This window comes from Ekhidna sp. (assembly GCF_039960695.1).
Taxonomy (GTDB): domain Bacteria; phylum Bacteroidota; class Bacteroidia; order Cytophagales; family Cyclobacteriaceae; genus Ekhidna.
Map to the genome: position 1 here is coordinate 526,113 of NZ_JBDVKP010000020.1, position 25,420 is coordinate 551,532.

At 39.2% G+C, this 25,420-nt stretch carries 25 protein-coding genes; 8 read left to right on the forward strand and 17 right to left on the reverse strand.

Annotation, left to right across the window (positions count from 1 at the left end; all coding sequences use genetic code 11):
- Positions 1-11 precede the first annotated feature (11 nt).
- The 6 genes from ABJG98_RS18635 to ABJG98_RS18660 all read left to right on the forward strand — a co-directional run bounded on the left by ABJG98_RS18635 (position 12) and on the right by ABJG98_RS18660 (position 6,085).
- Complete coding sequence (locus ABJG98_RS18635; RefSeq protein ID WP_348281067.1) at positions 12-605, forward strand: FKBP-type peptidyl-prolyl cis-trans isomerase; 594 nt, start codon at positions 12-14, stop codon at positions 603-605.
- A 2-nt stretch (positions 606-607) separates the two neighbouring features.
- On the forward strand, positions 608-1,192 hold the full coding sequence (gene rdgB / locus ABJG98_RS18640; protein ID WP_348281068.1) for an RdgB/HAM1 family non-canonical purine NTP pyrophosphatase: 585 nt from the start codon (positions 608-610) through the stop codon (positions 1,190-1,192).
- A complete protein-coding gene (locus tag ABJG98_RS18645; RefSeq protein ID WP_348281069.1) occupies positions 1,185-1,787 on the forward strand; it encodes a uridine kinase in 603 nt (200 codons plus the stop codon). The genes rdgB and ABJG98_RS18645 overlap by 8 nt, the downstream gene beginning before the upstream one ends.
- Before the next feature lie 53 nt (positions 1,788-1,840).
- Positions 1,841-2,152, forward strand: a complete 312-nt coding sequence (locus ABJG98_RS18650; protein ID WP_348281070.1) for a hypothetical protein — start codon at positions 1,841-1,843, stop codon at positions 2,150-2,152.
- 83 nt (positions 2,153-2,235) lie between these two features.
- On the forward strand, positions 2,236-5,220 hold the full coding sequence (gene secDF / locus ABJG98_RS18655; RefSeq protein WP_348281071.1) for a protein translocase subunit SecDF: 2,985 nt from the start codon (positions 2,236-2,238) through the stop codon (positions 5,218-5,220).
- A 115-nt stretch (positions 5,221-5,335) separates the two neighbouring features.
- On the forward strand, positions 5,336-6,085 hold the full coding sequence (locus ABJG98_RS18660; RefSeq protein ID WP_348281072.1) for a hypothetical protein: 750 nt from the start codon (positions 5,336-5,338) through the stop codon (positions 6,083-6,085).
- A 13-nt stretch (positions 6,086-6,098) separates the two neighbouring features.
- Here the strand turns inward: ABJG98_RS18660 and ABJG98_RS18665 are convergent, their stop codons facing one another.
- The 7 genes from ABJG98_RS18665 to ABJG98_RS18695 form a co-directional block, all read right to left on the reverse strand.
- Positions 6,099-6,368 carry an acylphosphatase gene (locus tag ABJG98_RS18665; protein WP_348281073.1) on the reverse strand — a complete coding sequence of 90 codons (270 nt, stop codon included), beginning with the start codon at positions 6,366-6,368 and terminating at the stop codon, positions 6,099-6,101.
- The gene (locus ABJG98_RS18670; protein ID WP_348281074.1) at positions 6,365-6,847 is read right to left on the reverse strand and encodes a YciI family protein; all 483 of its coding nucleotides are present in this window, start codon (positions 6,845-6,847) and stop codon (positions 6,365-6,367) included. Before ABJG98_RS18670 ends, ABJG98_RS18665 begins: the two co-directional genes overlap by 4 nt.
- 33 nt (positions 6,848-6,880) lie before the next feature.
- Positions 6,881-7,468: a NifU family protein gene (locus ABJG98_RS18675; RefSeq protein ID WP_348281075.1), complete on the reverse strand. Its 588-nt coding sequence runs from the start codon at positions 7,466-7,468 to the stop codon at positions 6,881-6,883.
- 424 nt (positions 7,469-7,892) lie between these two features.
- Positions 7,893-9,308, reverse strand: coding sequence for a dicarboxylate/amino acid:cation symporter (locus ABJG98_RS18680; protein ID WP_348281076.1), 1,416 nt, complete (start codon positions 9,306-9,308; stop codon positions 7,893-7,895).
- A 7-nt stretch (positions 9,309-9,315) separates the two neighbouring features.
- Complete coding sequence (locus ABJG98_RS18685; RefSeq protein WP_348281077.1) at positions 9,316-10,632, reverse strand: dicarboxylate/amino acid:cation symporter; 1,317 nt, start codon at positions 10,630-10,632, stop codon at positions 9,316-9,318.
- Between the two features lie 37 nt (positions 10,633-10,669).
- The gene (gene aroC / locus ABJG98_RS18690; protein WP_348281078.1) at positions 10,670-11,752 is read right to left on the reverse strand and encodes a chorismate synthase; all 1,083 of its coding nucleotides are present in this window, start codon (positions 11,750-11,752) and stop codon (positions 10,670-10,672) included.
- A gap of 4 nt (positions 11,753-11,756) precedes the next feature.
- Positions 11,757-13,208, reverse strand: a complete 1,452-nt coding sequence (locus ABJG98_RS18695; RefSeq protein ID WP_348281079.1) for a BatD family protein — start codon at positions 13,206-13,208, stop codon at positions 11,757-11,759.
- Between the two features lie 158 nt (positions 13,209-13,366).
- Here ABJG98_RS18695 and ABJG98_RS18700 point away from each other — a divergent pair, with 158 nt between their 5' ends.
- Entirely contained in the window at positions 13,367-13,549 is a 183-nt protein-coding gene (locus ABJG98_RS18700) for a hypothetical protein (protein ID WP_348281080.1), read from the forward strand.
- A 55-nt stretch (positions 13,550-13,604) separates the two neighbouring features.
- On the opposite strand, the gene ABJG98_RS18705 is transcribed toward ABJG98_RS18700, so the two are convergent.
- The 7 genes from ABJG98_RS18705 to ABJG98_RS18735 all read right to left on the reverse strand — a co-directional run bounded on the left by ABJG98_RS18705 (position 13,605) and on the right by ABJG98_RS18735 (position 20,890).
- Positions 13,605-14,771, reverse strand: a complete 1,167-nt coding sequence (locus ABJG98_RS18705) for a mechanosensitive ion channel (protein WP_348281081.1) — start codon at positions 14,769-14,771, stop codon at positions 13,605-13,607.
- A gap of 92 nt (positions 14,772-14,863) precedes the next feature.
- The gene (locus ABJG98_RS18710) at positions 14,864-15,526 is read right to left on the reverse strand and encodes an ABC transporter ATP-binding protein (RefSeq protein WP_348281082.1); all 663 of its coding nucleotides are present in this window, start codon (positions 15,524-15,526) and stop codon (positions 14,864-14,866) included.
- A gap of 55 nt (positions 15,527-15,581) precedes the next feature.
- A complete protein-coding gene (locus ABJG98_RS18715) occupies positions 15,582-16,142 on the reverse strand; it encodes a peroxidase-related enzyme (protein WP_348281083.1) in 561 nt (186 codons plus the stop codon).
- A complete protein-coding gene (locus tag ABJG98_RS18720) occupies positions 16,142-17,479 on the reverse strand; it encodes a PhoH family protein (RefSeq protein WP_348281084.1) in 1,338 nt (445 codons plus the stop codon). The genes ABJG98_RS18715 and ABJG98_RS18720 overlap by 1 nt, the downstream gene beginning before the upstream one ends.
- Before the next feature lie 95 nt (positions 17,480-17,574).
- Positions 17,575-18,267 (reverse strand): ATP-binding protein, encoded by a 693-nt coding sequence (locus ABJG98_RS18725; RefSeq protein WP_348281085.1) that lies wholly within the window; start codon positions 18,265-18,267, stop codon positions 17,575-17,577.
- Positions 18,257-19,762, reverse strand: coding sequence for a sigma 54-interacting transcriptional regulator (locus ABJG98_RS18730; RefSeq protein ID WP_348281086.1), 1,506 nt, complete (start codon positions 19,760-19,762; stop codon positions 18,257-18,259). Before ABJG98_RS18730 ends, ABJG98_RS18725 begins: the two co-directional genes overlap by 11 nt.
- Before the next feature lie 30 nt (positions 19,763-19,792).
- Complete coding sequence (locus tag ABJG98_RS18735) at positions 19,793-20,890, reverse strand: VWA domain-containing protein (protein WP_348281087.1); 1,098 nt, start codon at positions 20,888-20,890, stop codon at positions 19,793-19,795.
- A 192-nt stretch (positions 20,891-21,082) separates the two neighbouring features.
- Here ABJG98_RS18735 and ABJG98_RS18740 point away from each other — a divergent pair, with 192 nt between their 5' ends.
- Complete coding sequence (locus tag ABJG98_RS18740; protein ID WP_348281088.1) at positions 21,083-21,241, forward strand: hypothetical protein; 159 nt, start codon at positions 21,083-21,085, stop codon at positions 21,239-21,241.
- On the opposite strand, the gene ABJG98_RS18745 is transcribed toward ABJG98_RS18740, so the two are convergent.
- The 3 genes from ABJG98_RS18745 to ABJG98_RS18755 form a co-directional block, all read right to left on the reverse strand.
- Positions 21,242-21,796, reverse strand: coding sequence for a sterol desaturase family protein (locus ABJG98_RS18745; RefSeq protein ID WP_348281089.1), 555 nt, complete (start codon positions 21,794-21,796; stop codon positions 21,242-21,244).
- Between the two features lie 108 nt (positions 21,797-21,904).
- Positions 21,905-23,050, reverse strand: a complete 1,146-nt coding sequence (gene bshA / locus ABJG98_RS18750) for an N-acetyl-alpha-D-glucosaminyl L-malate synthase BshA (RefSeq protein ID WP_348281090.1) — start codon at positions 23,048-23,050, stop codon at positions 21,905-21,907.
- Positions 23,051-23,096: 46 nt separating this feature from the next.
- Positions 23,097-25,340, reverse strand: a complete 2,244-nt coding sequence (locus ABJG98_RS18755) for a serine hydrolase (RefSeq protein ID WP_348281091.1) — start codon at positions 25,338-25,340, stop codon at positions 23,097-23,099.
- Between the last annotated feature and the right edge of the window lie 80 nt (positions 25,341-25,420).

Genomic DNA, 25,420 nt, shown 5'->3' on the forward strand with positions numbered 1-25,420 from the left:
AGATTACAATTATGAAAAAGGGATTATTTACAATAGTAACAGCCCTAATATTGTTGGCTTGCGGAGATGGAAATGTCGTAGTACAGGTAGACCCTGCCCTCCAATTTACTGAAGACAGTATTACCATTGCTGAATATATGGAAGATAAGGGCTATACTTTCGAAACCACGAGCTCTGGGGTAAGGTATGTGATTCTAGAGGACGGCTCTGGTGATCCTATTGATGAAAGCGACATTGTAACTTTTGATTACATCGGTATGCTCACAAATGATTCTATTTTCGACACTTCTATAAAGGCTGTTGGTGACAGCATAAGAAATGTGGAGGATATTCCAGCCAAGTTTACATCAACATTTACTGAGACTAGAAATTATTCTCCATTTACAATTACCTATTCATTTTCCGGGTGGACAATCAATGGGCAATTTGTTCAAGGATTCTCAGATGGAGTCTCTGCTTCCTTTAGAGAAATGAATGTTGACGGGCGTGCATTAATTGTAATGCCATCTGCTTTGGCTTATGGGACCAGTGGTTCTGGTTTAATTATTCCGCCAAATACTGTCATTGCATTTGAATTGTTACCCACTGACGTTATCAAACAGTAATTATGCATATCTGCTTTGCCTCGCATAATGAAAACAAGGTGAAGGAGATGAATGCTATCATGCCGAAGGGTATATCCATTATTGGATTAAAGGAATTGGGTATTACTGAAGAGATAGCTGAAACGGGTAAGACGCTTGAAGAGAATTCACGAATCAAGGCTTCTCATGTATATGAAAGAAAGGGCATGCCTGTATTTGCTGATGACAGTGGGCTATTAGTAAAGGCGCTGAAGGGCGAGCCAGGTGTATACTCTGCACGATATGCAGGACCAGAGCGTGATGACAATAAAAACATGGACTTACTTCTTGGTAGACTTACAGATCATATAGATAGATCAGCTGAGTTTCAGACCGTGATTACCTTTATTAATCAACATGGTGATACAAAACAGTTCAAAGGGGTTGTAGAAGGTACAATTACCACAAATAAGAAAGGTCGCAATGGTTTTGGTTACGATCCAATTTTTCAGCCCTTAAATCAAACACAGACTTTCGCAGAAATGTCTAATGAGATAAAAAACAGGATCTCTCACAGGGCTAAGGCAGTTCAAAAGCTACTTGAATACCTACATCAACACCATGGCTAAACCAATAATCGTAGGCATCACCGGGGGAAGTGGATCCGGTAAAACACTCTTCATGAATAGTCTCATGTCTCAATTGAAGGACGCCTCTCTTCTTTCAATGGACAATTACTATGTAGATATAACTAAGCAAAAAAAAGATATTGAAGGAATTGAGGACTTTGATCGTCTAGAGTCAATTGATCATGAAAAGTACATTCATGATTTAAAAAGACTAATTAAGGGCGAGTCGATTTCTTTCAAAGAATACACCTTTAATAAGAATGATTCTAATGCCAAGACAATCACTGTAGAGAGCAAACCAGTCATTCTTGTAGAGGGTATTTTCGTTCTTCATGTCGAAGAAATTAGACAACTCCTTGATTTGAAACTCTATGTAGAGGCGCCTCATTATTTGATGATGAAGAGACGTATTATAAGAGATTCAAATGAGAGGGGCTATGATCTCGATGATGTCTTATACCGATATGAGCACCATGTAACGCCCTCATTTAAAAAATATATAGAGCCTTCCAAACAATGGGCGGATCTCATTATTCCTAATCATGATAATTTTGATACTGCACTAAAAGTAGTTTCTACTTTTCTTAACCAGTGATTTACTACATTTGCCGCACTTTGAAGAATTCTAGGTTCATATCGAGGAAATTTATGCAGGCCACTTTTGGCATAATGTTAGCACTTTTTGTGCTCACGCAGGCAGCAATTGTCCCTGAGCAGATTTCAGATAACCAAGAACAAGCTGATTCTGAAGAGAATGAAGCACAGCTAATCACCAAGTCTGCTGCCGTACCTTCATCATCTTTTCATATCAATCTTGACTATCAATCATATCTACTTACAGAAGTATTTTATCAAGATCTGGAGAGAGAAAAGGTTCCTTTTGTTAAGCTCCAGGTACCTTCAGCTCTAAAAGCACTTAAAGTGCTCTTTCGGCAGATCATATCTCCTAATGCACCCTGAGTAACTACTTACTCTAACTTTCTTTCAAACAAAATTTTAGAATCTAAAAAGGCCTGTCATAACAGGCTAAACCATAAATAATCATGAAAAACAAAGGATTTATTGTCTTCCTAACGATACTGATCTCATTGCTCTGTATCTATTACCTGTCATTTACATACATCTCGCAGAATATTCAAAAAGACGCTGTTGCAGCTACACAATCAAATGATGGTACCCTCAATGTTTCAGAGAAACAACGCTATCTGGACTCCATCTGGAATGAGCCAGTCTACAACCTATTCGGAATCGATTATACCTATAAGGAAATAAAAGAAACCGAACTCAATCTCGGACTTGACCTTCAAGGCGGAATGCATGTTACGCTTGAAGTATCTCCAATTGATATAGTAAAGGGTATTAGCGGAAATAGCACTGATGCTGATTTTATCGCTGCACTTGAGCAGGCAAAACAAAACGTAAGAGGAACTCAGCTCTCTTTTGTAGAGGAGTTTTATAGTGTCTTTAAGGGAAGAGCTCCACAAAAAGAATTGGCTCAAATTTTTGCCACCGCAGCAAATAGAGGCAGAATCAGTCTGCAAAGTACCGATTCCGAAATCCTCGATATTATCAACACAGAGGTAGAAAGTGCTATCGATCGATCATTTAACATCCTGAGAACACGGATTGATAGATTTGGTACTTCACAGCCAAATATTCAGAGACTGCAAGGAACTGGTAGAATCCAAATTGAATTGCCCGGTGTGGATAACCCAGCTCGGGTAAGAAAACTGCTTCAAGGAGTTGCTAAACTTGAATTCTGGGAAGTTTATCAGCAACAAGAGGTTGCACCAGTACTTGTTGCTATGAACAAGGTGATTGTTGATGAAATAAGAAGCAATCCTTCATCTGTAAATATTTCAGAAGAGGAGCAGCAGACCAAAGACGATCTTACTGCATTACTTGGTGCTGGAGATGATTCAGATTCTTTAGCTACAAATGAGGGTGATTCTTTGCAAAATGCTCGATTAGATTCGCTGATCAGCACAAGAAATTCACCACTATTTGAATTGATGGTGAATGCACAGTTTGGAGGACTTATTTACAATGTGAAAGATACGGCTAAGGTCAACAGAATGCTTGAACGTGAGGATGTCCAAGCCGTAATTCCTGCAACAATGAAATTCCTTTGGGACGTACAGCCTAAAGAAAAAGGTGAAGATCTGACCGGTCCAGATTTACTGGAACTTTACCCAATAAGAACCAATAGAAGTGGAAAAGCTACCCTTACTGGAGAAACCATTTCAAGTGCATCGGCTTCACTAAATGAACGAGCGGAGCCTGAAGTAACTATGCAAATGAATTCTTCCGGTTCCAGAACCTGGGCAAAAATGACCAGAGAAAACGTTGGTCAGCGGATTGCTATCGTACTGGACAATTATGTTTTCTCCGCACCATATGTTCGCGGAGAGATTCCAAACGGAAGTTCTTCTATCTCAGGAGGTTTTCAGGAAATTGAGGAAGCCAAAGACCTTGCAAATATTTTGAAAGCAGGTTCGCTCCCAGCACCTACCACGATTGTAGAAGACGTGGTAGTAGGGCCTACACTTGGTAAAGTAGCACAAGAACAAGGATTGAATTCTATTTTAGTTGGTTTAGTTATTGTGATCATCTTCATGGTGATATACTATGCAAAAGGAGGTTTGATCGCTAACCTGGCATTATTCTTCAATGTATTCTTCATCATGGGGATTCTTGCCCAATTCGGTACGTCTTTGACCTTGCCAGGTATTGCCGGTATCGTACTTACTATAGGTATGGCCATTGATGCAAACGTCTTGATTTTCGAGCGTATTAAAGAGGAACTAAGAAACGGATCGGGACTTAAAGCAGCGATTTCTTCAGGCTATTCAAAAGCATACTGGTCGATTTTTGATGCCAATGTGACTACACTAATTGTAGGGTTTATCCTCTTCACGCTAGGACAAGGACCAGTGAAAGGATTTGCCATCACTCTAATGATTGGTATCGTTTGTTCATTCTTTAGTGCTGTATTTATCACACGTGTAGTTGTGGAAGCATTCTCTAAGAAGGGAGATAATTCGAAGCTTTCCTTTGCAAATGCTTTTTCTAGAAACGCATTAACCAATCTCAACTTTGATTTCTTAAGTAAGAGAAAGTTGGCGTATACCTTCAGTATCATTTTCATTGGTATTGGTATTGTAGCAATGATTGTGAAGGGAATTACCCTTGGGGTTGATTTTAAAGGAGGTCGCTCATATGTTATCACCTTCGATGAGGCGAAAAGCCCAACAGAAATCAAAACTTCACTTGGAAATTATTTCGAAAATGCTGGAACAGAAGTAAAAACGTTTGGTGCTGACAACATTCTTAAGATCACCACATCGTTTAAAATTGATGATGAGAGTGATGAGGCGGATACTCAAGTACGAGCAGAACTTATCAGAGGTCTTTCAGAATCAACAGGATTGATTTATATCGAAGATGGATCTCAGCTGAGTGATGGAAACTTCACGATTTCAAGTTCATCTAAAGTAGGAGCAACTATTGCTGATGACATCAAGAATTCATCTTACAAATCAGCAGTCTTTGCCTTGGTTTGTATCTTCATTTACATCGTATTCCGATTTAGAAAATGGCAGTTTGGTCTGGGTGCAATCATTGCCCTTTTCCATGATACCATGTTCGTATTATCTGCTTTCGCCATCGCCAATTTGATGGGAATCTCATTTGAAGCTGACCAAGTTTTTGTTGCAGCTATTCTGACTATTATTGGTTATTCCATCAATGATACGGTAGTTGTGTTTGATAGAATCAGAGAAAACATGGGAATCAAGTCAGGTTCCGAACTCATCCCAGTTTTCAATGAATCTTTAAATAGTACGATAAGTAGAACCTTCATCACATCAATTACTACTTTGATTGTAGTGATAGTATTATTCCTTTTTGGTGGTGCTGTATTACAGGGCTTCTCATTCGCACTTCTGGTGGGCATTATTGTAGGTACCTACTCTTCAATTTTCATTGCAACTCCTATAGTTATTGATTTAAATAGGAAGAAAAGCTAAGGATTAGTAGCGCTTACCTTCTCAAGCCCTCATTTGCACTTGTTGTGAATGAGGGCTTTTTTGTGCCCCATGAGTATTTTCCTTAAATTCAAGCTACCAAATCACTACAACGCAAATGGGTAAATATCCAATCTATGCCATTGTGGCAATCGTCTTCATTGGGATGATAAAGCTGCTTCAAGTCACAACCTTCGACGTTGAACAATATAATAAGAATAAAAAGTTAAGTTTTTCCAAGCCTGAGAGTAAAGCGGAGATTCCTTATAAAAAAGGAACCGAAGAAATGAATGACAAGGAGATTCTAAAAGATGCAGATACCCTCGTAAAGAAAGAAGAAACTCCACTACTGTCCGTGGAATCCGGTGAAAGTGAGCAGCCAGAACAAGCCGAAGCAACTGATGATTTTGCTAAAAATGTTGAGGAATCCACATTTGAGACCCCAAAAGTAGATGCAACCAAAGAGTCTTACGCTAATCTCTCAGATCTTAAAAACCGCTATCTAGCCCCAAAGATTGCAAACCTCCCTCCAGGCCAATTGAGAGAAGATGTAGTTATTAGGTACTATCGTCACGATCAAGATGGAGAAAAGGTATACATCCTTAAAGAACTTGGATACTATATCCATGAAAAAGAAGCCAATGAAACAGTAGGGCTTGGTAGCAATGTCGTGTATTACGGTAGCGATGTAAGTATTGAAGATGTTCAGATTGTCGCTTACACCCTGCTTGAGAAAGGATTGCCAATAAAAGCATTAATACCATCACAATTCAGCTGGAAGTCCAATTCAATTGAAATCGGAACAGATACTCTTCTTTTAGATAACACCATTCTTTCAATGGCTGATATTAAAAATTTCAGTAAATAGTATCAGTCAGTACTTAATGTGTGATTTTGAAATCCATAAATCCTTGGGAAATATGTTCTTCTATATCAACGTCTTCTACATTTGATGCTGGGGGGCCCACAGAGCACCATTCAATGAGTTCGTTAACTTTACCTTCAGGTCCTTCCACCTCAATAAGAACAGAACCATCTGGTTGATTTCTAACCCACCCGTTCAATCCCAGTGCAATTGCTTTTTCCTTTGTTGATACTCTAAAGAATACTCCTTGCACTCTTCCCCTTACATGAATGCGATAGCATTTCATATCGATTTTTTAGCTACTCGCTTATGCATTTCTCCTGCTTTCATCAATGCAGCACTTCCATACCATGGATGTAATTCCATCACTAATCTTCCTGCCTGAATTGCTGGATCGCTCTTCGTTAGTTCTTCTGCCTCCTCAATAGTTTCCACAGCAAAAATGTAGATTCCTTTCACTTCCCAGTCATCAAAGAAAGGACCCGCCATTACTAGTTTTCTCTCTTCAGCCATTCGTGTGATATTGTCAAGATGTGCTCGTTGCAACCTTGCTGTTTCGGTTGAATCCTGATCTCTGTTTGGTCCTTCTTTTAAAAAAGCCATCACATACTTGCGCATGCCATAGTCATCAGCTCCCGTCTCAGTTGCTAATAAAGAATCATATCCTACCGTGTCATTAGATAGAGTCTCTTGCTGAGCCTTCTGTAAATCTTCACAGGCTATAATCCCAATAAATAATACGGATTGTAAAAACAGATTTTTCATGAGGAGATTGGTTTTTCTCCTAATTTCTACAAATCAACCTTCTTCTGCAACCACTTCTTTCACCTCTGGTACCATTCTTTTCAAGAGATTTTCAATACCATTTTTTAAAGTAATAGTAGAAGATGGACACCCACTGCATGAACCCTGCAGTGTTACAGTAACAATTCCATCTTTGTATGAGGACAGTTTAATGGCTCCTCCATCCATCTCTACTGCCGGTTTAATATATTCTTCCAAAACCCCTTTGATTTTAGCCTCTGCATCATCACCGGTCAATTCTTCATCAATGTTGTCTTTAATTACTTCTGTTAAAATTGCTTTTCCTTCCAAAAGAAAAGCTTTGATGAATTCTTGAATACCTGATTTCACTTCAAACCACTCAATTTCTTCCTTTTTGGTTACCGTGATGAAATTACTCATATAAAATACTCCAGTAACAAAGTCGAATTGTTCAAAAAGTGCTTTTGCCAATGGTGCAGCATCGGTACTCCCAACATTCGGATAGTCTCTACTAATACCTTCCGGCATGAGCATAAAGTTTACCACAAACTTCAATGAATTGGGGTTTGGGTTAGATTCGGTATAGATATTGACGGCTTTTGGAGCCTCTGTCGTCTGCATAGTCAGTCTGTTTAGCATTACAATGGCAAAGTTCGTAGAAAAGTTCGAAAGTTGCCTGAGGGTTATACGTTAGATATATACCATACTTATAATAATCGTTATTTATCACCCTAAATCACAAAGTTATGGATACTAAACGAATGCAGGTATCGCTATTTATTGGAGCGCTCACCATTGTTACTCTTGGCCTCTGTTTAATGGTCTCGATTTATGTCCTTACTTAACATCAAATCGAAAAATCTGGAAGTTTAAAGACATAAAAAACCGATTGTCGAATTTTTTTGCATGCCTGAATAGCCTTATGTACCATTAATTACAAATAAGGAATCATGTACACAAAGAAAAACTTAATAAGTGTATTCCTGACAGTTTTAACACTGATGGGTTTCGGATTGATGTTTATGCTACGCTTAATTTTGGGTGCCTAACTCTCTTGGGGAGTCAATTCACCTTCTGATTTTGCAATAAGAGTAGCTACAGTGGCATCACCAGTCACATTGACAACCGTTCTACACATATCCAAAAATCTGTCTACCGGGAAAATTATAGCAACCCATGCCGGATTTAAGCCCACAGATTGTAGGACTACTATCATCATAATCAACCCAGCACTTGGAACTGCAGCTGCACCAATGGAAGCCAATGAGGCTGTTAGAACTATCGTTAGCTGTTGACCTATTGTAAGATCAATAAAATGTAATTGTGCCATAAAAATTACTGCTACTGCCTGATGCAGGCTTGTGCCATCCATGTTTACGGTAGCTCCGATTGGTAAAACGAAGCTTGAAATCTTTTTAGGAACTCCCATCCCTTTTTCCACACATTCCATTGTCACAGGAAGTGTAGCAGCACTTGAGCTTGTAGAGAATGCTAGAAACTGCGCAGGACTCATCTTCTTAAAGAACTCCTTATAAGAAAATCCTGACACCAATAATTTCAAAATCATTGGATATAATATGAAAACAACAAAGAACAAACCTCCTAAAAGTGTGAGCGAATAAGAGCCCAATCCAAGAAATATCTCGAAAACCTCAGCAGGTGTATCAGCCATTTTGGCAACTACTCCAGCAAGCAATGCAAATACAAAAAATGGAGCTGCCTTCATTACTATGTCTACCATTTTAAGAAAGACAGCGTTCACACTTTCTACGAATGCTATCACAGGCGCAACTGTATCTTTTGGAAGCAAAATGATAGTCACTCCAAAGAAGATTGCGAAGAAAATCACCTGAAGCATTAATTGGTTATTAGAAATCGAAAGAATGATGTTTTCTGGCACCATATCTACGACAAACTGTAGCGGAGAGCTTTCTTTTGTTTGCTCAGCCTTTGCCATTTTATCTTCAAGATCCTGGCGCTCTTTTTCAGACATTTCACGTTCTGCTTGCGCATTTGTCAGGTATTGGCTGTATTTAGGGTCTGACAAGAATGATTGACCATCTTGAGAAAGGCCCATGTTATTGTCTTGTAGCCAAATTTCGTAGGAGAGTCTATTCTTTATCCTTTGTGTTTCATCGACATGCGACCCTGGTTTGATAACATTAACAAAAAGAAGCCCCACACCAATTGCTAAAAAGGTTGTGATCATGTAAGCTGAGACAGTTTTCGCACCCAGCCGACCTAAGCTAGACACATCACTCAACCCAGAAATGCCATTGATTATAGAGAAAAGTACCAATGGAACTGCAATAAACTTCAGCAACCGAATAAATATGGTTCCAAAAGGATTGATCCAATCAATTGTAAACTCATTCCACCCGAGATAGCTAGACGCAAACGCCCAAATAGTGCCGAGCACTAGTCCGATTACAATTTTGGTATGTAAAGGTATTTTTTTCATTGAGTTCTTAGTCATTAACGTGCTCCTTCAGCACTTCTTCATCAATCGCATTTTCTGTCGAAGCTACAACAACAGAAACTGCTGCATCCCCACTGATATTTATCATGGTACGAACCATGTCTAAAATTCTTTCTGGTGCCATGATAAGTGCGATTCCTGCCGCCGGAATACCTACAGCTTCCAAAACAATTACAAGCATTACAAGTCCTGCTCCAGGAACTCCAGCGGTTCCTACTGCTGCCAACGTCGCTGTAAGCACGATCATCAATTGAGAGCTGAGAGACAGGTCCAGCCCTAATGCCTGAGCTATAAAGACAGCAGACACACCCTGATAAAGGCTTGTGCCATTCATGTTAATAGTTGCTCCGAGTGGTAAGACGAAGCTACTGACCTCTTCTGAAACTCCGAGGTGTTTCTCCACTCGTTCCATAGTCACTGGAAGTGTTGCTGTACTCGAGCTTGTACTGAATCCAAGCAGCATTGCTGGCCTCATTCCTTTAAAAAAGTCTAGGACATTAATCTTCGTAAAAGACCTTAACAGAAGTGGATAGATTACCACCATCATGATAAGCATGCCTCCAATCACGGTCAATGAATACCAAAGAAGCGCATAAAGAAGCTCCCATGCTTTAGTTGGATCATCACCGGCTATTTCTATCATCAATGACGCTATCAGTCCAAAAACACCATAAGGTGCAATGAGCATTATGAATTCAACCACCTTTATGATGACATCATTTAGACCGTCGAAAAAGGCAATGACAGGAGTACTCTTTTCCTTAGGAACTCTTAGCATTGCGATCCCAATAATGATTGCGAAGAAAACAACCTGGAGCATCGCACCATTATTGGTTGTTGCCATGAAAATGTTATCAGGCACCATATCTACCAATGGTTGAAGGGGTCCTCTCGATTTTACCTGTTCTGCAAAATCAATCTTCCCTGCAGCATTGGAGTTGTAAAGCTCCATGAGATTCGTACGTGTGGCTTCTGGTAGTTTATGTCCCGGCTTTACAATTGCAACAATTGAAAGTCCAATAGTTATTGAAATAATGGTAGTGACGATAAATATCAATAGTGTCTTACCTCCCATTCTTGTGAGTTTAGAGATATCTCCGATGTTTGCCACACCAATGATCAATGAAGCCAATACCAATGGTACTGCTATCATTTTTAAGCCTCGAATGAATATGGTTCCGATTGGTTTGATGTAGTCGATGGTAAATCCTGACATGGCTGGAAACTGGATGCAGAGCATGCCAAATCCAAGCCCCAATGCCATTCCTATCAAGATTTTGGTGTGGAGGGGAAGCCTTTTAATCATTTGGAAATGTTGGGTTCAAGTAAAAACTATTGTTTGTTCAGCCTCGCAATTTATTGGTTTGAGCTAATAAATAGAAATCTGCCATGACGATTGCCGACATTGCCTCCACAATTGGTACTGCGCGTGGTACTACGCAAGGGTCGTGACGTCCCTTTCCTTTTACAGTTGCTGACTTTCCTTCTTTATCAATGCTTGCTTGATCTTGCATGATGGTAGCAACAGGCTTAAATGCAACATTGAAGTAAATGTCTTCTCCATTGGATATCCCTCCTTGTATCCCTCCAGAATGATTAGTTGTGGTTTGAATCTTACCTCCTTGATTCTCAATGGAATCATTATGTGCCGAACCTCTCATTTTTACTCCCTTAAAACCGCTTCCCAACTCAAATCCTTTGACGGCATTGATGGATAACATAGCGTGTCCTATCGCTGCATTAAGTTTACTAAATAAGGGTTCACCAAGTCCTACAGGCACATTAGAAATCACACCTGTAACCACACCTCCAATTGTATCCCTTTCCTTTCTCGTTTGATCAATTAATTCAAACATTTGTTGCGCTAGCTCATTGTCTGGGCATCTCACATCATTTGACTCTGTATTGGAAAGGTCAAGCTCTTTGTATGATTTTGATAACCTCAAGTCTCCAACTTGTGAAACATAAGCCTGGCAGTTGACTCCAAGCTGTTTCAATATCATTTTAGCTACTGCTCCTGCGGCTACCCATCCAGCAGTGATTCGCGCTGAACTTCTTCCACCCCCACGGTAGTCGCGGATACCGTACTTTTCCTGGTAGGTAAAGTCAGCATGAGATGGTCGGTATACGTCTTTGATGTGATCGTAATCTTTACTTTTTTGGTCTTGATTTTTAATGAGAATCGTAATCGGGGCACCTGTTGACTTTCCCTCAAAAACTCCGGAGAAAAATTCAAAACCATCTGCTTCTTTCCTTTGAGTAGTAATGCGAGACTGACCGGGCTTGCGTCGATCCAGTTCGGATTGGATAAACTGCTCATCCAACTCGATTTCAGCAGGACAACCATCAATGGTAACACCTACTCCAGGTCCATGCGATTCACCAAATGAGGTGATTTTAAAAATATTACCAAATGTATTGCTCATGTACTTATGCCGTTTTTCTAAACAGCAAATAGGCTGTAAATCCCAATGTTAAAGCAATAAAGATATTAACTATGATGGTAACCCAATCATTCCCATCAATTGGCTTTAAATCATTATCCGCTTTTACAATCTGATCATAAAAATCACCTAAATCGTTCGAAGCGATGGACAGGTTTTTTCTACTTTCACCTTTTACAGATATCGTATAATCTGATCTTAATGTATCGTAAGTTTCTGCTTCAGGATTAAAGAAAATCCACGAAAAGTAATCGGATAAATTATACTCTCCAGGCTCATTTGGAATTGCGTAAAAATCGTAAGCTTTTACTCCTCGTACTTTTCCTCCTGCTCTATTTACTTGCTGAGTTACATTTGGCGCATAAAAGTCAAAATCACTTTCTGTTTCAGGCTTTGGTGGTTCGATAGCTGTTACATTTCCTTCACCAGCAATGTTAAATTTGTAGGTAAAGCTTTGCCCTGTATTTAGTTCGACGGAACTTATTTCTTCTTCTAGCTGGTAGTCTCCAACAGCTACTTGATCTCTAAGTGGGTGAGGTGGAAGTTCTTTTACTTTTACCTTCTTTTCTTTGGAATAAAACGTCTCATAATCTTCTTGTCTATTTCTTCCAAAGAATGATGGATTTTTCGCAACCTTGTATTTGATCATCTTCAATCCAATCGATTGAAATTCTATGTCCTGTTGTGTGAGCGGATAGTAGGCTGTTTGATAGATCTTGTATCGTGTGTAGTTTCTTCCGCTAATGGTAACCGGGTCGCCGGAAATTTGATCAATGCTAAAATTCTCCTCCCAGCAGCTTGGTGGTTTAACAGTTTTTACTATTTCGGTAATCTGATTGGCTAAATCGTAAAATCGCATTTCTGCTCGATTAGACTCTGCTACATAAAATGCTAATGTGGCCGTAAAACCTTCGCCAACATATACTTCATCCTTATCTAGTGTAAGAGCAACAAATGCATCGGCTTTGATGTCTACAAATTCGTCTGGTTCAGAGCTCCGACCAAAAAATTCCTCGAATGGATCCCGCGTAGAACGACCTGCCCTTCCTTGTCGCTGTACTGCATCACCAACGACAATTTGGGTTGCTTCCGATTTTACTTCTTTACCATTTATTGTCATGAAAAATGGCTCGAGTAAGAAAGTTCCTTTTTCAGTTGCCTGATAGTTTTGGGTCAAACTTTGCGTGGATGACATCTTACCATTCACGTAGTTTGTGGTGGTAGATGAAGATGTACCTCTTTTGATAAATCCTTCAATTGATGGGAAGTCACTGTATTGTTTTAGCCTGTCATTTTCTACTTGAATAGTTACGGTAAAGTATTGATTGATCCCTATCTCATTATTACCCAAATTGACTGACACTTCCTGAGAAAAAATATTTGTTGCAGATATTAAGATGACTGCACAACCTATCCAAAACTTGTTCGTTAATCTCATGTGTATTGTAATTTCAATGCATCTTTGAAATGAGTCAAATTATAAAGACGCATTTCATACAGCCGCAAATTTTTACTCAAACTAAATGTTATAATTAATCATTCGCTAAACCAAACGCCAAATTTAAGGTGTGGGTTTGGTCATTAACAATTATTCACATGCTAGAGTACTTCAAAACTATTTTATCGAAAGTAAGCTTTGATAGGCGGCTTTTCGAGAAGGAGCTTAGGAAAGCTATCAAGGCGCTAATTCCGGACGAAGTGTATGAATTGAGGGAATGGTGCTTTGCCAAATTTGGTAAAAAGTATGAACCCATTCTGATATCCTGCTTCTCCGAATAATATAAAAGCCCCGATGTATCTTCATCGGGGCTTTCTTTTTTACTCCTAATCGATCTTATTTTTTGTTCTGAAATTTCTTGAGGATTTGCTCCATGTGTTTACCAGCAGCTTCTCGACCTCCCAGTCCGTAAGAAAGCGCTACTGCAACTGCTATTGCTCCGAGAGTGAGTCCAAATGCCAGCTCAACAATGCTATTTGCAATACCCATGGTTCTCAAAGCAATCGCTAAGAAAAGTCCTACAATGGCAACTCGTGCTATTCCCGCTACAAAAGCGTTGTTTTCTGAGGCACTCATGGACTTGTAAATGATGGAGCTTAAGAAGTTACCCATCACCAGAATGATTAACCCGAACAACACATTCCCTGATAGATTCAAGATGGTGTGAAGCACTTCCGCCAGACGATCAAGCCCTAACATCTCTACACCGGATATCACTCCAAAAAACACAATGAAGAAGAAAAGGATACTGGAAACTATAGATGATAGTTTTTGCTTTCCAAGAACAGTCTTGAGTTGTAATTGTTCGATTAATTTATCTATGCCCACGTTGGCAAGAAGATCCTTGACAAAGGATGTAATAAATCGTCCCCCGAGAACAAAAATAGTAATTATCAATATGGCGCCTATGATATTTGGAACCGAATCAAGCATTACGTGAAGAACATTATTTGCAGGGGTTGTTATAGCGTCTAAATCCAGTGCGTTAAGTCCTTGAATTGCTATCGGGATGAGAATAATGAAGAAAACAATTTGTTGGATAAAGTAAACAAGCTTTTCTGTTTCTTTAAAACCAATCTTATTAGCCAGTCGATCTATAACACTACCAGCCATTTTAACCAAATTGGAGACAAATTTGGCTACTACATACCCAACAAAGAAGGTAATTATGCTGACAATTATTTTAGGTATAAACTCAATGAACCCTGAATACATCCCTTTGATTGGATCCAGCACATAACTGACTCCCAGCATTTCGAGAACTATTAAGAGAATGATGAAGAGTAAAATGTAGTAAACAAAATTCGCGATAAATTTATTTGTGTCAACAATTGTATTTCCTAAAAGGCGCTCATCCCATTCGGTTTTCTTCATGAGCCCATGTACAATTCTCCTGACAAGTAACGCAAGCAGCCATCCAACAATGAAGACTATAACTGCTCCTAAAACTCCGGGCAATGATTCATTAATAGAATCAATGAAGCTTCTTACATATTCTGGCATATTCATGGTAAAGGTTGATTTTGTTAAAATTAATCTTCTATAAATCCAAATATAGACATTTTAACAACCAACTTTTACGCTGAAGTTTGCTATTAATTCATCACCCGACCGTCTTCCAACTGGATGACTCGCGAACCATATTCAGCAAATTTTTCATTGTGAGTAACCTGTATGATACTCATGCCTTCCTTATGAAGCTGTTTAAGTATATCCATAACCTCTTCACCTTGAGAAGAGTGCAGATTCCCTGTTGGTTCATCCGCCAAAAGGAGTTTGGGCTTACCTATAATCGCTCTTACCACACCAACCAATTGTTGCTGGCCTCCCGAAAGTTGCTCTGGGAAGAGGTCTTTCTTCGCCACCATATTGAATCTATCAAGCATCTCAGCTATCATGCTGGCTCGCTCTTTGCCTTTAATTCCACGATAGATTAGTGGCGTTTCGATGTTTTCATAAACTGTCAACTCATCAATCAGGTGGTAGGCCTGGAAGATGAAACCGATGTGTTCTTTGTGGATTCTTGAGATTCTTTTTTCGCGCAGCTTATGCACCGGCTCATCCATGAAGTAATATTCTCCCTCAGATGGCTTATCAAGCATCCCAATGATGTTGAGTAATGTAGATTTTCCTGAACCAGAAGGTCCCATTATGCTTACAAATTCATCTTCTTTAATCTCCAGGTCTATACCTTTCAAAATGAAGGTTCGCTGGTACTTCGACTCAATGAATTTGCTTACGTCTTTTAGGTTGATCATGTATTTGAAGTTTTTGACAAGCTAAACCTAACGAAATCGGATGAATTTAGATACACTATTCATACTTGTATCCGCCAGGATTTTCTTCCAGATTGACACCAAGGCCTAAAACAATTCGATTTACAAAATTGAAATAGGCTATTACGAGCGTGGCATCTAAAATTTCTCTATCTGTAAATCCAACTTTCTTTAAAGGATTCACTAATCCGGCATCTTCTGACATTCCAGGAGATTCCGTCAGTTCTTTTGCAAATCGGCATAAGGATTTCTCTTTTGTATCTAAAGGTGCTCTTTCAAAATCTTCTTGGAATGCTTTCAACTTGTCGTCATCTTTCCAAAAGTTTTTTACTGCCTCCAGGTGATGTACCTGACAGTATTGACATTTGTTGGCAATGGATACAATGACTGCCATCATTTCTCTATGCACACGCTTCAATGGCGATTTGCCAAACATAATGGTCATGTACAGATCCATATGATTAACAATTGACTTGGGGTTTAGCGATTGTATCTTGTGCACCTCCGCTATTTTCCCACGGCTTTTGATTAAATCATCATAAATTTCTTTAAGCGATCCTTCGGCATTCTCAGGTTGTATTGTATCAATATATGGCATTACAACAGTTCATTTGCCAGGTTTGCTAACTCTGACCTTTCGCCTTTTTCAAGTGTAATATGAGCAAACATTGGATGGTCTTTGATTCGATCGATCAAATAAGACAACCCGTTTGACTGGGAATCCAAATACGGAGTGTCTATCTGATAGATGTCTCCGGTAAAGATGATCTTGGTATTTTCTCCAGCTCTGGTAATGATGGTTTTCACCTCATGAGGTGTCAGGTTTTGTGCCTCATCTACAATGAAAAAGATATTAGACAAACTTCTACCTCGTATGTAAGCAAGTGGCGTGATCATGAGTTTTTCCTGATTTACCATATCCGTTATCCTTGTAAACTCTTTATCGTTTTCACGGAATTGGTGCTGGATGAACTTGAGGTTGTCCCAAAGCGGCTCCATGTAAGGATTGAGTTTGGATTTAATATCACCAGGTAAATACCCTATGTCTTTATTACTTAAAGGCACGATGGGTCTGGCCAGGTAAATCTGCTTATAATTTCTTCTTTGCTCCAGTGCAGAAGCCAGCGCAAGTAATGTTTTTCCGGTTCCTGCGACACCATTGATACTAACTAACTTAATGTCTGGATTAAGCATGGCATGCATGGCGAACGTTTGTTCTGCGTTTTTGGGCTTAATGCCATATACCATCTGCTTTTCAACTTTCTCCACAGTATCAACTGCTGGATTGTAGTAACCAAGCACTGAATTTTTTTCGCTCTTTAGAATAAAATAGTTGTTAGCTGGAAATTTTTTACGCATCAAAATCTTCTTGCGATCAATGACATTCTTTTTGAAAAGCTCATCGATGTGTTCTGAATTGATGTCTTCTAACTCTGTCATCCCTGTGGTGAGGGTGTTTACGTTTTTTATTTTCCCAGTTTCATAATCTTCTGCTGGAAGTTCAAGAGATTTTGCTTTTAAGCGTAGGTTTATGTCCTTCGAAACGAGTATGACTTTTCGTTTTGGCTCTTGCTCTTTTACTGTCAGCGCTGCATTAAGAATTCGATGATCATTTTTTCCGTCGTTGAAAATCTGAGTTGCATCTATTGTGCTGTCTGAATCCATGATCACTTTGAAGCAACCTTTGGTTTTACCATTGAGTGGAATCCAATCCTGAAGGCTGTGATCTTTTGCTAATCGATCAAGCAAACGAATAAATTCTCGTGCTTCGAAATTCTTAGTGTCATTTCCTTTTTTGAATTGATCAAGTTCCTCTAAAACTGTAATAGGTAACCCAACATCGTGCTCAGCGAAATTAAGAATGGAGTCATGAGCAAATAAAATGACGGAGGTATCAAGTACAAAGATTTTCTTCTGCCTGGAGGATTTAGCCATGCGAGTGTAGTGGTTTATAGTTCCGATAAGGATTGACCGTAATATTGGAGTTTCGCCTGAAAAAAAGAAGCGAATAGAAAGGAATTTCAGGAAAATTATTCGGCTGGCATGAAAATATCTCCGCCTTCTTTTGGTTCGATTTTTAAAGCACCGGATAAAGCGAGCTGGATTAACTTATTAGAAGCAAGCTTTTTATTTAACCCTGTGAGTTGCATATACTCAGATAATGTGATTCCAGGATTACTTTCGAAATACTTGAAGAGCGCCTTTGTCTTATCTTCAAAGACAATAGGTTGATGAGCTTGCTTACTTTGTTTTAAAATCTGCCTTACTTCATAGCTCGCCTGAATGGAATGATCTGCAGAACGAACGAATGCTTTTCCATATCTGTGCTTCTTTTCTAAAAAAGCAAAATGAGGCTTTGCCGGACTTTCTTTTATGTGATAATGTAATATTTCCAGATCGGCACGGACTTGGATCAATTCTACTGTAAAATCAACAGCAGGTCTACACAGTTCATCAATCGCCTTGGTCAGGACAAATTCATCGTCTTCAGGATATTTCAGTCCCGCCAATGAGCCATCATCATTGACGCCAATGAATAGATGTCCACCATTTGAGTTTGCAAAAGCAACTACCTCACGAATGATTTTCTCCGGATGATTGGCTTTCTTCTTAAACTCTACATACTGAGATTCTCCACCTTGAATTAGTCTTAGTATCTCCTTGACTTTTTCATGTGCATTGCTTCTGTGCTGTGGCCATATGGAAATTCCATCATTCTTCATCTCCTAACTCAGGCAAATTGAACATGCTAGTGAATAAATCCTTGAACTGCATGCCATGCTCAAGTTGATGTTTACTGAGCATGCTGTATTCAGCTAATCCAAATAACGCAAATTCCATCAAAAAATATCGAAACCCTTCGTGCGAGGTTTTCTGGTATTTATCTACCAGTTGCTCAAGTCCGGGTATATTTTTTAACTCTTTGCGATACTCGATTTCGTTGGCATCAAAAATCATGTCAACCATATTCCCTTTTTCGAACCAGTCTTTCAGCTGTTCATATGGACTGCCTTTTCCTTTCTTTCGTTCTTTTTCAGGGTCAGGAAAGTAATTGATGAATTGGGATCGAATAGCTTTACCTACCAAATTATTTGCTACAATTCCGGGACCTTCCTGCTCTCCTTCGTACACCAATTCAACCTTTCCGGTAATCGCAGGTATTACCCCAATAAAATCCGTTAGTCTGACATTGGTTTTTTCATCTCCGCTTAAAAGCATGCGACGCTCACAGGAACTCACCAGGTTCTCATAAGCAGAGATAGTTAGCCTAGCGGAAACGCCACTTTTTGCATCCACGTATTCACTATCACGCGCTTCCATTGCAATTTGCTCTACGAGATCTTTTGCCAGATCAAAGATTTCTATCCCCTCTTCTTGTTCATTCGTCAGATTGGCCTCCTGATCCGTAATCTTTTTACCAATCTCGATAGAAGCCGGATAATGAGTAATTATCTGGCTATCGATACGATCTTTGAGCGGAGTTACGATAGAACCCCTATTAGTGTAGTCTTCCGGATTAGCTGTAAAGACAAACTGAACATCTAAAGGCATTCTTAGTTTAAATCCACGTATCTGAATATCACCTTCTTGCAAAATGTTGAAGAGTGCTACTTGAATTCTAGCTTGTAAGTCTGGCAACTCATTGATTACAAAAATTCCTCTGTGTGATCTTGGTACCAGGCCAAAATGAATGACGCGTTCGTCTGAATAAGGGAGTTTCAGGCTGGCTGCTTTGATGGGATCAACGTCTCCAATCAAATCAGCGATGGTTACATCAGGTGTTGCTAATTTTTCCGTGTATCGTTCATCCCTATTCATCCAGCTAATCGGCGTATCGTCTCCAAATTCAGTTACCTTATCTCTAGCAAATTTTGAAATCGGAATCAAGGGGTCATCATTGAGAGGGGCATCTTTAACCACAGGGATATACTCATCCAGTAGCATCGTCATCATCCGTGCCATCCTGGTTTTTGCCTGACCCCTCAAGCCAAGGAAGTTGATATTGTGCCTAGAGAGTATGGCTCTCTCCACATCAGGAATGACAGTATCTTCATATCCCCAGATTCCATCAAATACATGCTTGCCAGCTTTTTTTGTTTGGATGAGATTATTCCGCAATTCTTCCTTAATTGATTGCGCTTGATATCCTGTGCTTTTAAGCTCTCCTAATGTATTAATCTTCAGTTTCTGCTTCGCAGATAGCTCTTGATAGTTCATTGATAATGTTATTATAAATGGCTGATTGCCTTAGAGATTTTTTCTTCGATTTCTTCTGTAGTCTTCAAAAATGAGATTGCCTAAACCTTGCAGACTGCTATAATATGCATTGCCATTGTTTACTTCTGTAAATTCCCTGACAAACTCTTGCAAGTACGGATCTGAAGCAATCATAAAGGTGGTGATTGGTACATTGATTCGCCTGCATTGCGCTGCCAGATTCAATGTCTTGTTCAATATCTTAGGATCTAGCCCAAAACTGTTTTTATAGTATTTGATTCCTTCTTTTAAGCACGTGGGCTTACCGTCGGTAATCATGAATATTTGTTTGTTCTTATTCTTTCTACGCCGCAACAAATCCATAGCAAGCTGCAATCCTGCTACAGTATTGGTATGGTAAGGCCCCACATTCAAGTAGGGTAAATCTTTAACCTCTATTTGCCACGCATCATTTCCGAAGACGATCACATCAAGTGTGTCTTTTGGGTATTTCCTTTTGACAAGTTCCGCCAATGCCATTGCTACTTTCTTGGCCGGGGTAATTCGATCCTCACCATACAAGATCATGGAATGACTGATGTCAATCATCAAAACTGTTGACGTTTGGGTTTTGTACTCTCGCTCTCTTATTTCCAGATCATTTTCTGTCAACATCAGATCGTTGAGTCCATGATTGATTTGAGCATTTCTCAAGCTCTCTGTCATTTCTATCTGCTCAAGCGAATCTCCAAATTGAAATTCACGATAATCTGAAGTGATTTCATCTCCGGCGCCTGTATAATTGGTTTTATGATTTCCTTTTCCAGACTTTTTCAGCTTCCCAAAAATTTCTTCAAGCGCACTTTTTCTAATTTCCTGCTCGCTTTTGGCAGTAATTCTAAATTCACCTTTTTCATTCTTATCATCGATGTATCCTTTATTCTTTAGATCGTCGATGAAATCGCCTATGCCATACTCTGCATTAGAAATACTGTGTTCTCTGTCCAGGTTAGTCAACCAACTAAGAGCTTCATTTACATCACCTGAGGTGATGACCATTAATTGCAGAAAAATATTAAGCAGATTGTCGAAAGTGGTCTGCTCTGGATTTTTCTCAGGAATGAATTCAGTAAATCGATATCCGATCATAGCATTAACTTAACTAAAAAAGGACAGGAATGATTTCCTGAAGGCGAAGAATAATAAAATAGAAAGAATTTGAAAAGCATCAAACTGAGAATAAAACGTAGATGATACCTATTTCATTTGGCTTCAAAAAAATATCAACACAATGAATTGAGAATTTTTTCCGTTAAATTAACGTGAGATAATCACCAAATTATGCCTGGCAGGAGACCCATATTCGCTTCATTGATATCCAATTTATTTTGGGGAACAAGGGATTTTTTGTTCAAAGCTACACTTGAGCCTGCCTCGCCTGAGAAAAGAAAAGCCAAGGAGGCAAAAAAAGCTGCTAAGAAGAAGGAAAAGGAAAAATGATTATTTCCTTGGCATTGTTCTAAATACTACATCCCAGAAAGGAGATGATACTCCGAAGGCATTGCCTGGGTCTTTGTAATGATGGATGCCATGGTGAACCCACAAAACTTTCCAGAAATTCTTAGGAGGCTGGAATGCGTGAACCATGTAATGAACCCACAAATAAGATGCATAGCCCATTAAGAAGCCTGGCAAAAATGCAAATACATTGACTCCCATAAATAACTGAAAGAAGAAAAAGAAGCCTGTAGAAAGAGCGAGGCTCAATGGAATTGGCATAGCTAATCGATCTCTATCTTTTGGATAATCATGATGTACGCCATGAACAGCATACGCAAACTTTTCCTGCTTTTCCGTTTTAGGATTTAGATGGAATACATATCTGTGCATCATGTATTCTACCAGTGTAAATGACATGAAGCCTCCAACAAATAAGAGTGATGCTCCTAATGCAGTCATGTAGGATTGCTGAAAGCCATACACCAACAGAATAGCAGAAATGGTCGTGAATGTGACTAGCGGAACCGCAATATGGGTTCTAGTTAGCCTTTCCATGAACTTGTTTTTGAAAAGTTTTTTCGTTCCTTTAGCGTGAGGCTTATTCTTTAATTCCATTGCATATTTTAGTTCAAGGCAAAATTAGGGAAAAGAAACCCTAATTTTTTACAAACTCTCTGTTAATGACTTTTTATGTTTCTCTAAAACGGATTGATAATATTCTTCATATCTCGGCAAGATATTGTTCACATCAAATTCTTTAGCTCTAGCCAAGGCACCTTTTTTAAAGGACTCTAGATTGTTATTATCCAAAATATGAATTGCTCGCTCCACCATCGCATCCACATCACCTACATTACAGACATAACCAGATTTACCCTCATGATTCAACTCGGGAAGCCCACCTGCATTTGTTGAAATGACCGGCACCTCGCATGCCATGGCTTCCAAAGCCGCTAATCCAAAGCTTTCTTTTTCGGAAGTCATTAGGAATAAATCACTTACGGAAAGTACCTCCTCTACAGCTTCAAGCTTTCCTAAAAATCTGATATCCTCAGTACATATTTCTCTAGCCATGTCTTCCATTTTCTGACGCTCAGGTCCATCTCCAATCAAAAGAAGCTTTGATGGAACGACCTTTCTCACTTCACAGAATACCTTCAACACATCATCTACGCGCTTTACTTTGCGAAAATTTGACGTATGGACAACCAGTTTTTCATCATTCGGGCAAATAGCTTTTTTGAAATGCTCCTTGGGTTGCTTTTTAAATCTCTCTAAGTCAATAAAGTTAGGAATCACATCGATTGGCACCGAAATATCAAAGTGCTCTAACGTATCATTTTTTAAGTCTTCGGAAACAGCCGTAACGCCATCTGATTTATTTATAGAGAATGTAACAACTGGCTCATTGGTGGCATCTTTTCCAACAATAGTGATGTCTGTGCCATGCAATGTGGTAATGAATGGGATTTCGTATCCCTTTGTCTTCAAAATTTGCTGCGCCATATAGGCAGCAGATGCATGAGGAACTGCATAGTGGACATGCAATAAGTCTAACTTTTCATTCAAAACCACATCGACCATTCTACTAGCAAGCGCTAGCTCATATGGTGGATACTGAAAAAGAGGATATGACTTAACACTTACTTCATGATAGTACAAATTGGGATTGAAGAAATCGAGCCTGGTAGGTTGAGAATAAGTGATAAAATGGATTTTGTGTCCTTTTTTAGCAAGTGCCTTGCCAAGTTCAGTGGCCACTACTCCACTACCGCCATACGTGGGATAACATACTATTCCTACCTTCATTTATTAGGTTATTTCTTCAGAGGAGTTAAACCCCAAGACTTCTGAATTAGTTTCGCAATTCAAAATTTTCAAGAGATTGATAAAGTACATCGTGAATATGAGTACGTGTATTTAGCTCCATCAATTTCCAATTATTGGCGTCTGGATAAATACGATTCGAAAGAAAAACATAAATCAAATCCTCTTCCGGATCAGCCCAAACCATGGTGCCAGTAAAGCCGGTATGGCCAAAACTTTGATCACTTGCCATCGATGATGCGGCATCCTTTTTTCCATCTTTTTTGTCCCATCCTAAGCCTCTCCTGTTGTTTGTAAAATAACGCACATTGAGTTGCTCAATGGTGGCTTTAGATAGATATTGTTTCCCTCCATAATAGCCATTATTCATAAACATGTACATCATTTTAGCCAAATCTGTTGCGGTAGAAAATAAGCCAGCATGACCTGCAACGCCACCAAAAACAAGCGCGTTTCGATCATGTACTTCTCCCCACACCTGATAGCTTCTGTAGCGTTCATCGTATTCTGTTGGCGTGATGTCTTTAGGAGAAATTCCTTTTTGTATCGGGTTAAATGTTGTTTGAGTCAAACCCATTGGCTGATAAAAATTTGATACCAGAAATTCTTCAAATGGCATACCTGAAACATGCTCTACCAACAGATGCAGAATCATAAAACCAAGGTCGCTATATCTGTATTCTTGAGGGTTTTTAATAAGTTTCGATTGTACGATGAAGCTCTTTAGAGAATCCACCATGTTTGGATGAGGCTCTAATCCATAGGTACGGATGTCTTTCGCTTCATCGTCAGGAGTTTTATAATAAAAGGCGTCCAAACGATCTCCGTCCATCATCATACTCCAAAAAGGCACATAAGACAAAAGGCCCGCATTGTGTGAGAGTAACTGCCGAACAGAAACCGATGATTTGTTTGAATTTTTAAAATTATCCAGATGCATACTCAATGAATCGTCCAGATTGATTTTACCTTGATCTACTAAAAGTGCTATCGCTGGAAGTGTCGCTATTACTTTGGTTATGGAAGCGATATCATAAACTGTATGCTTTGATACAGCTCGCAGGCTATCGTAAGTAAAAAATCCATACGATTTTTCTGCCACGACTGACCCGTTTTTAATCACCGCCAGTTGAATACCTGGGGTGGCATATCTTTTGATTGCATCAGCAGCAAGTGAATCTATCCAAACCAAATGGTTTGAATTAAAACCTTCTCTCTCAGCGTCACTATACCCCAGGTATTTTAGGTTTTCTATTTGCCTAGCATTTGGATGCTCGCTTCTACCCACCATTTCATGTGAGCCAAACAGCATCTTGGCAATGAATATGTCCACGTTTGAAACTGAAACCTCCGGCAAAGAAATGGCTGTCTCAGTATCTTCCGCAAACCCGTACTGAAGAGTAATGTCGCCATTTTCTAACTGAGCATTATAATCCCGTCGGTCTACTACACAGGTCACTCCAGGAATCCTGTAATCCAATACCTGAACATATTGCCTAAGTCTATTTCTCAACTTCTGGTCCATTCCAAGGTACGTGATCACCTCATCTTTTAGAGGAAACTGTTGATATGGGTCAAATGCAATTACACTTGATGAAAAGATTGCATCAGATAAAGACGCTGGAAGCTCGTATGCCGGAATAAAAGCTACTAACTTAGATTTTTTGAGTTGATCGTAGAAAGAAGCAATATCCTTTGATACAAGTTTACTGCTCCATCTTTTCAACTTACTCATATTATCGTCTTGCTCAGTTATCCAGATTGTCGGTTGATCGACTACCTCATTTTCAAAATCCTTCTTAGACTCAGGAATTGTGTACGACAAACAAGACTTGTTTAAATAAAATAAGGGTGAATGCTTATTAGCTTCCAATATGATTTCTTTCTCTAATGCTGTGAGACTTGTGGTATCGGGCAATACCACATGATTTACTCCTTTGGTTCTACTAAAACTCTCCAGAAAACCATAATAATTGTGTCTAAGGTTTCTATCCGCAATAGCTGCCACAGTGGTTAAAGATGGAAGATTTATCCCATCATTTGGAAGAGGGTCAAAGCTCACATTGAGCTGTAGCGCCACATAATAATCTTCATCTTTGAGAAACTGATCAACATATGGTGACCAATCACTAAAGTAGATCGTAGATTTTTTCTTGTGCTTTATTGATTTGTAAAAAGAACTGCCATCAATCCATACACCTTCATTGATTTCTGCATCCATTGCAAAAATTGAGGAGCACATAAAAACAAGTACCAGATGAATAGCTTTCATAAACGGCAAATTCAAATCGAATCTAAGTAATTGATTCATTCTCAATTGAGAGGATTAAATTTGAACAATTTTTCATTCAT

What these genes read in the sequence shown, in the direction of transcription:
- ABJG98_RS18645 (WP_348281069.1), top strand. Translation starts at nt 1,185, where the DNA reads ATGGCTAAACCAATAATCGTAGGCATCACCGGGGGAAGTGGATCCGGT.
- ABJG98_RS18740 (WP_348281088.1), top strand. Translation starts at nt 21,083, where the DNA reads ATGCCTGGCAGGAGACCCATATTCGCTTCATTGATATCCAATTTATTT.
- ABJG98_RS18755 (WP_348281091.1), bottom strand. Translation starts at nt 25,340, where the DNA reads ATGAAAGCTATTCATCTGGTACTTGTTTTTATGTGCTCCTCAATTTTT.
- rdgB (WP_348281068.1), top strand. Translation starts at nt 608, where the DNA reads ATGCATATCTGCTTTGCCTCGCATAATGAAAACAAGGTGAAGGAGATG.
- ABJG98_RS18665 (WP_348281073.1), bottom strand. Translation starts at nt 6,368, where the DNA reads ATGAAATGCTATCGCATTCATGTAAGGGGAAGAGTGCAAGGAGTATTC.
- ABJG98_RS18720 (WP_348281084.1), bottom strand. Translation starts at nt 17,479, where the DNA reads ATGGCTAAATCCTCCAGGCAGAAGAAAATCTTTGTACTTGATACCTCC.
- aroC (WP_348281078.1), bottom strand. Translation starts at nt 11,752, where the DNA reads ATGAGCAATACATTTGGTAATATTTTTAAAATCACCTCATTTGGTGAA.
- ABJG98_RS18660 (WP_348281072.1), top strand. Translation starts at nt 5,336, where the DNA reads ATGGGTAAATATCCAATCTATGCCATTGTGGCAATCGTCTTCATTGGG.
- ABJG98_RS18700 (WP_348281080.1), top strand. Translation starts at nt 13,367, where the DNA reads ATGCTAGAGTACTTCAAAACTATTTTATCGAAAGTAAGCTTTGATAGG.
- ABJG98_RS18745 (WP_348281089.1), bottom strand. Translation starts at nt 21,796, where the DNA reads ATGGAAAGGCTAACTAGAACCCATATTGCGGTTCCGCTAGTCACATTC.
- ABJG98_RS18715 (WP_348281083.1), bottom strand. Translation starts at nt 16,142, where the DNA reads ATGCCATATATTGATACAATACAACCTGAGAATGCCGAAGGATCGCTT.
- ABJG98_RS18705 (WP_348281081.1), bottom strand. Translation starts at nt 14,771, where the DNA reads ATGCCAGAATATGTAAGAAGCTTCATTGATTCTATTAATGAATCATTG.
- bshA (WP_348281090.1), bottom strand. Translation starts at nt 23,050, where the DNA reads ATGAAGGTAGGAATAGTATGTTATCCCACGTATGGCGGTAGTGGAGTA.
- ABJG98_RS18680 (WP_348281076.1), bottom strand. Translation starts at nt 9,308, where the DNA reads ATGAAAAAAATACCTTTACATACCAAAATTGTAATCGGACTAGTGCTC.
- ABJG98_RS18725 (WP_348281085.1), bottom strand. Translation starts at nt 18,267, where the DNA reads ATGAAGAATGATGGAATTTCCATATGGCCACAGCACAGAAGCAATGCA.
- ABJG98_RS18695 (WP_348281079.1), bottom strand. Translation starts at nt 13,208, where the DNA reads ATGAGATTAACGAACAAGTTTTGGATAGGTTGTGCAGTCATCTTAATA.
- ABJG98_RS18730 (WP_348281086.1), bottom strand. Translation starts at nt 19,762, where the DNA reads ATGAACTATCAAGAGCTATCTGCGAAGCAGAAACTGAAGATTAATACA.
- ABJG98_RS18670 (WP_348281074.1), bottom strand. Translation starts at nt 6,847, where the DNA reads ATGAAAAATCTGTTTTTACAATCCGTATTATTTATTGGGATTATAGCC.
- secDF (WP_348281071.1), top strand. Translation starts at nt 2,236, where the DNA reads ATGAAAAACAAAGGATTTATTGTCTTCCTAACGATACTGATCTCATTG.
- ABJG98_RS18735 (WP_348281087.1), bottom strand. Translation starts at nt 20,890, where the DNA reads ATGATCGGATATCGATTTACTGAATTCATTCCTGAGAAAAATCCAGAG.
- ABJG98_RS18685 (WP_348281077.1), bottom strand. Translation starts at nt 10,632, where the DNA reads ATGATTAAAAGGCTTCCCCTCCACACCAAAATCTTGATAGGAATGGCA.
- ABJG98_RS18710 (WP_348281082.1), bottom strand. Translation starts at nt 15,526, where the DNA reads ATGATCAACCTAAAAGACGTAAGCAAATTCATTGAGTCGAAGTACCAG.
- ABJG98_RS18650 (WP_348281070.1), top strand. Translation starts at nt 1,841, where the DNA reads ATGCAGGCCACTTTTGGCATAATGTTAGCACTTTTTGTGCTCACGCAG.
- ABJG98_RS18635 (WP_348281067.1), top strand. Translation starts at nt 12, where the DNA reads ATGAAAAAGGGATTATTTACAATAGTAACAGCCCTAATATTGTTGGCT.
- ABJG98_RS18675 (WP_348281075.1), bottom strand. Translation starts at nt 7,468, where the DNA reads ATGCAGACGACAGAGGCTCCAAAAGCCGTCAATATCTATACCGAATCT.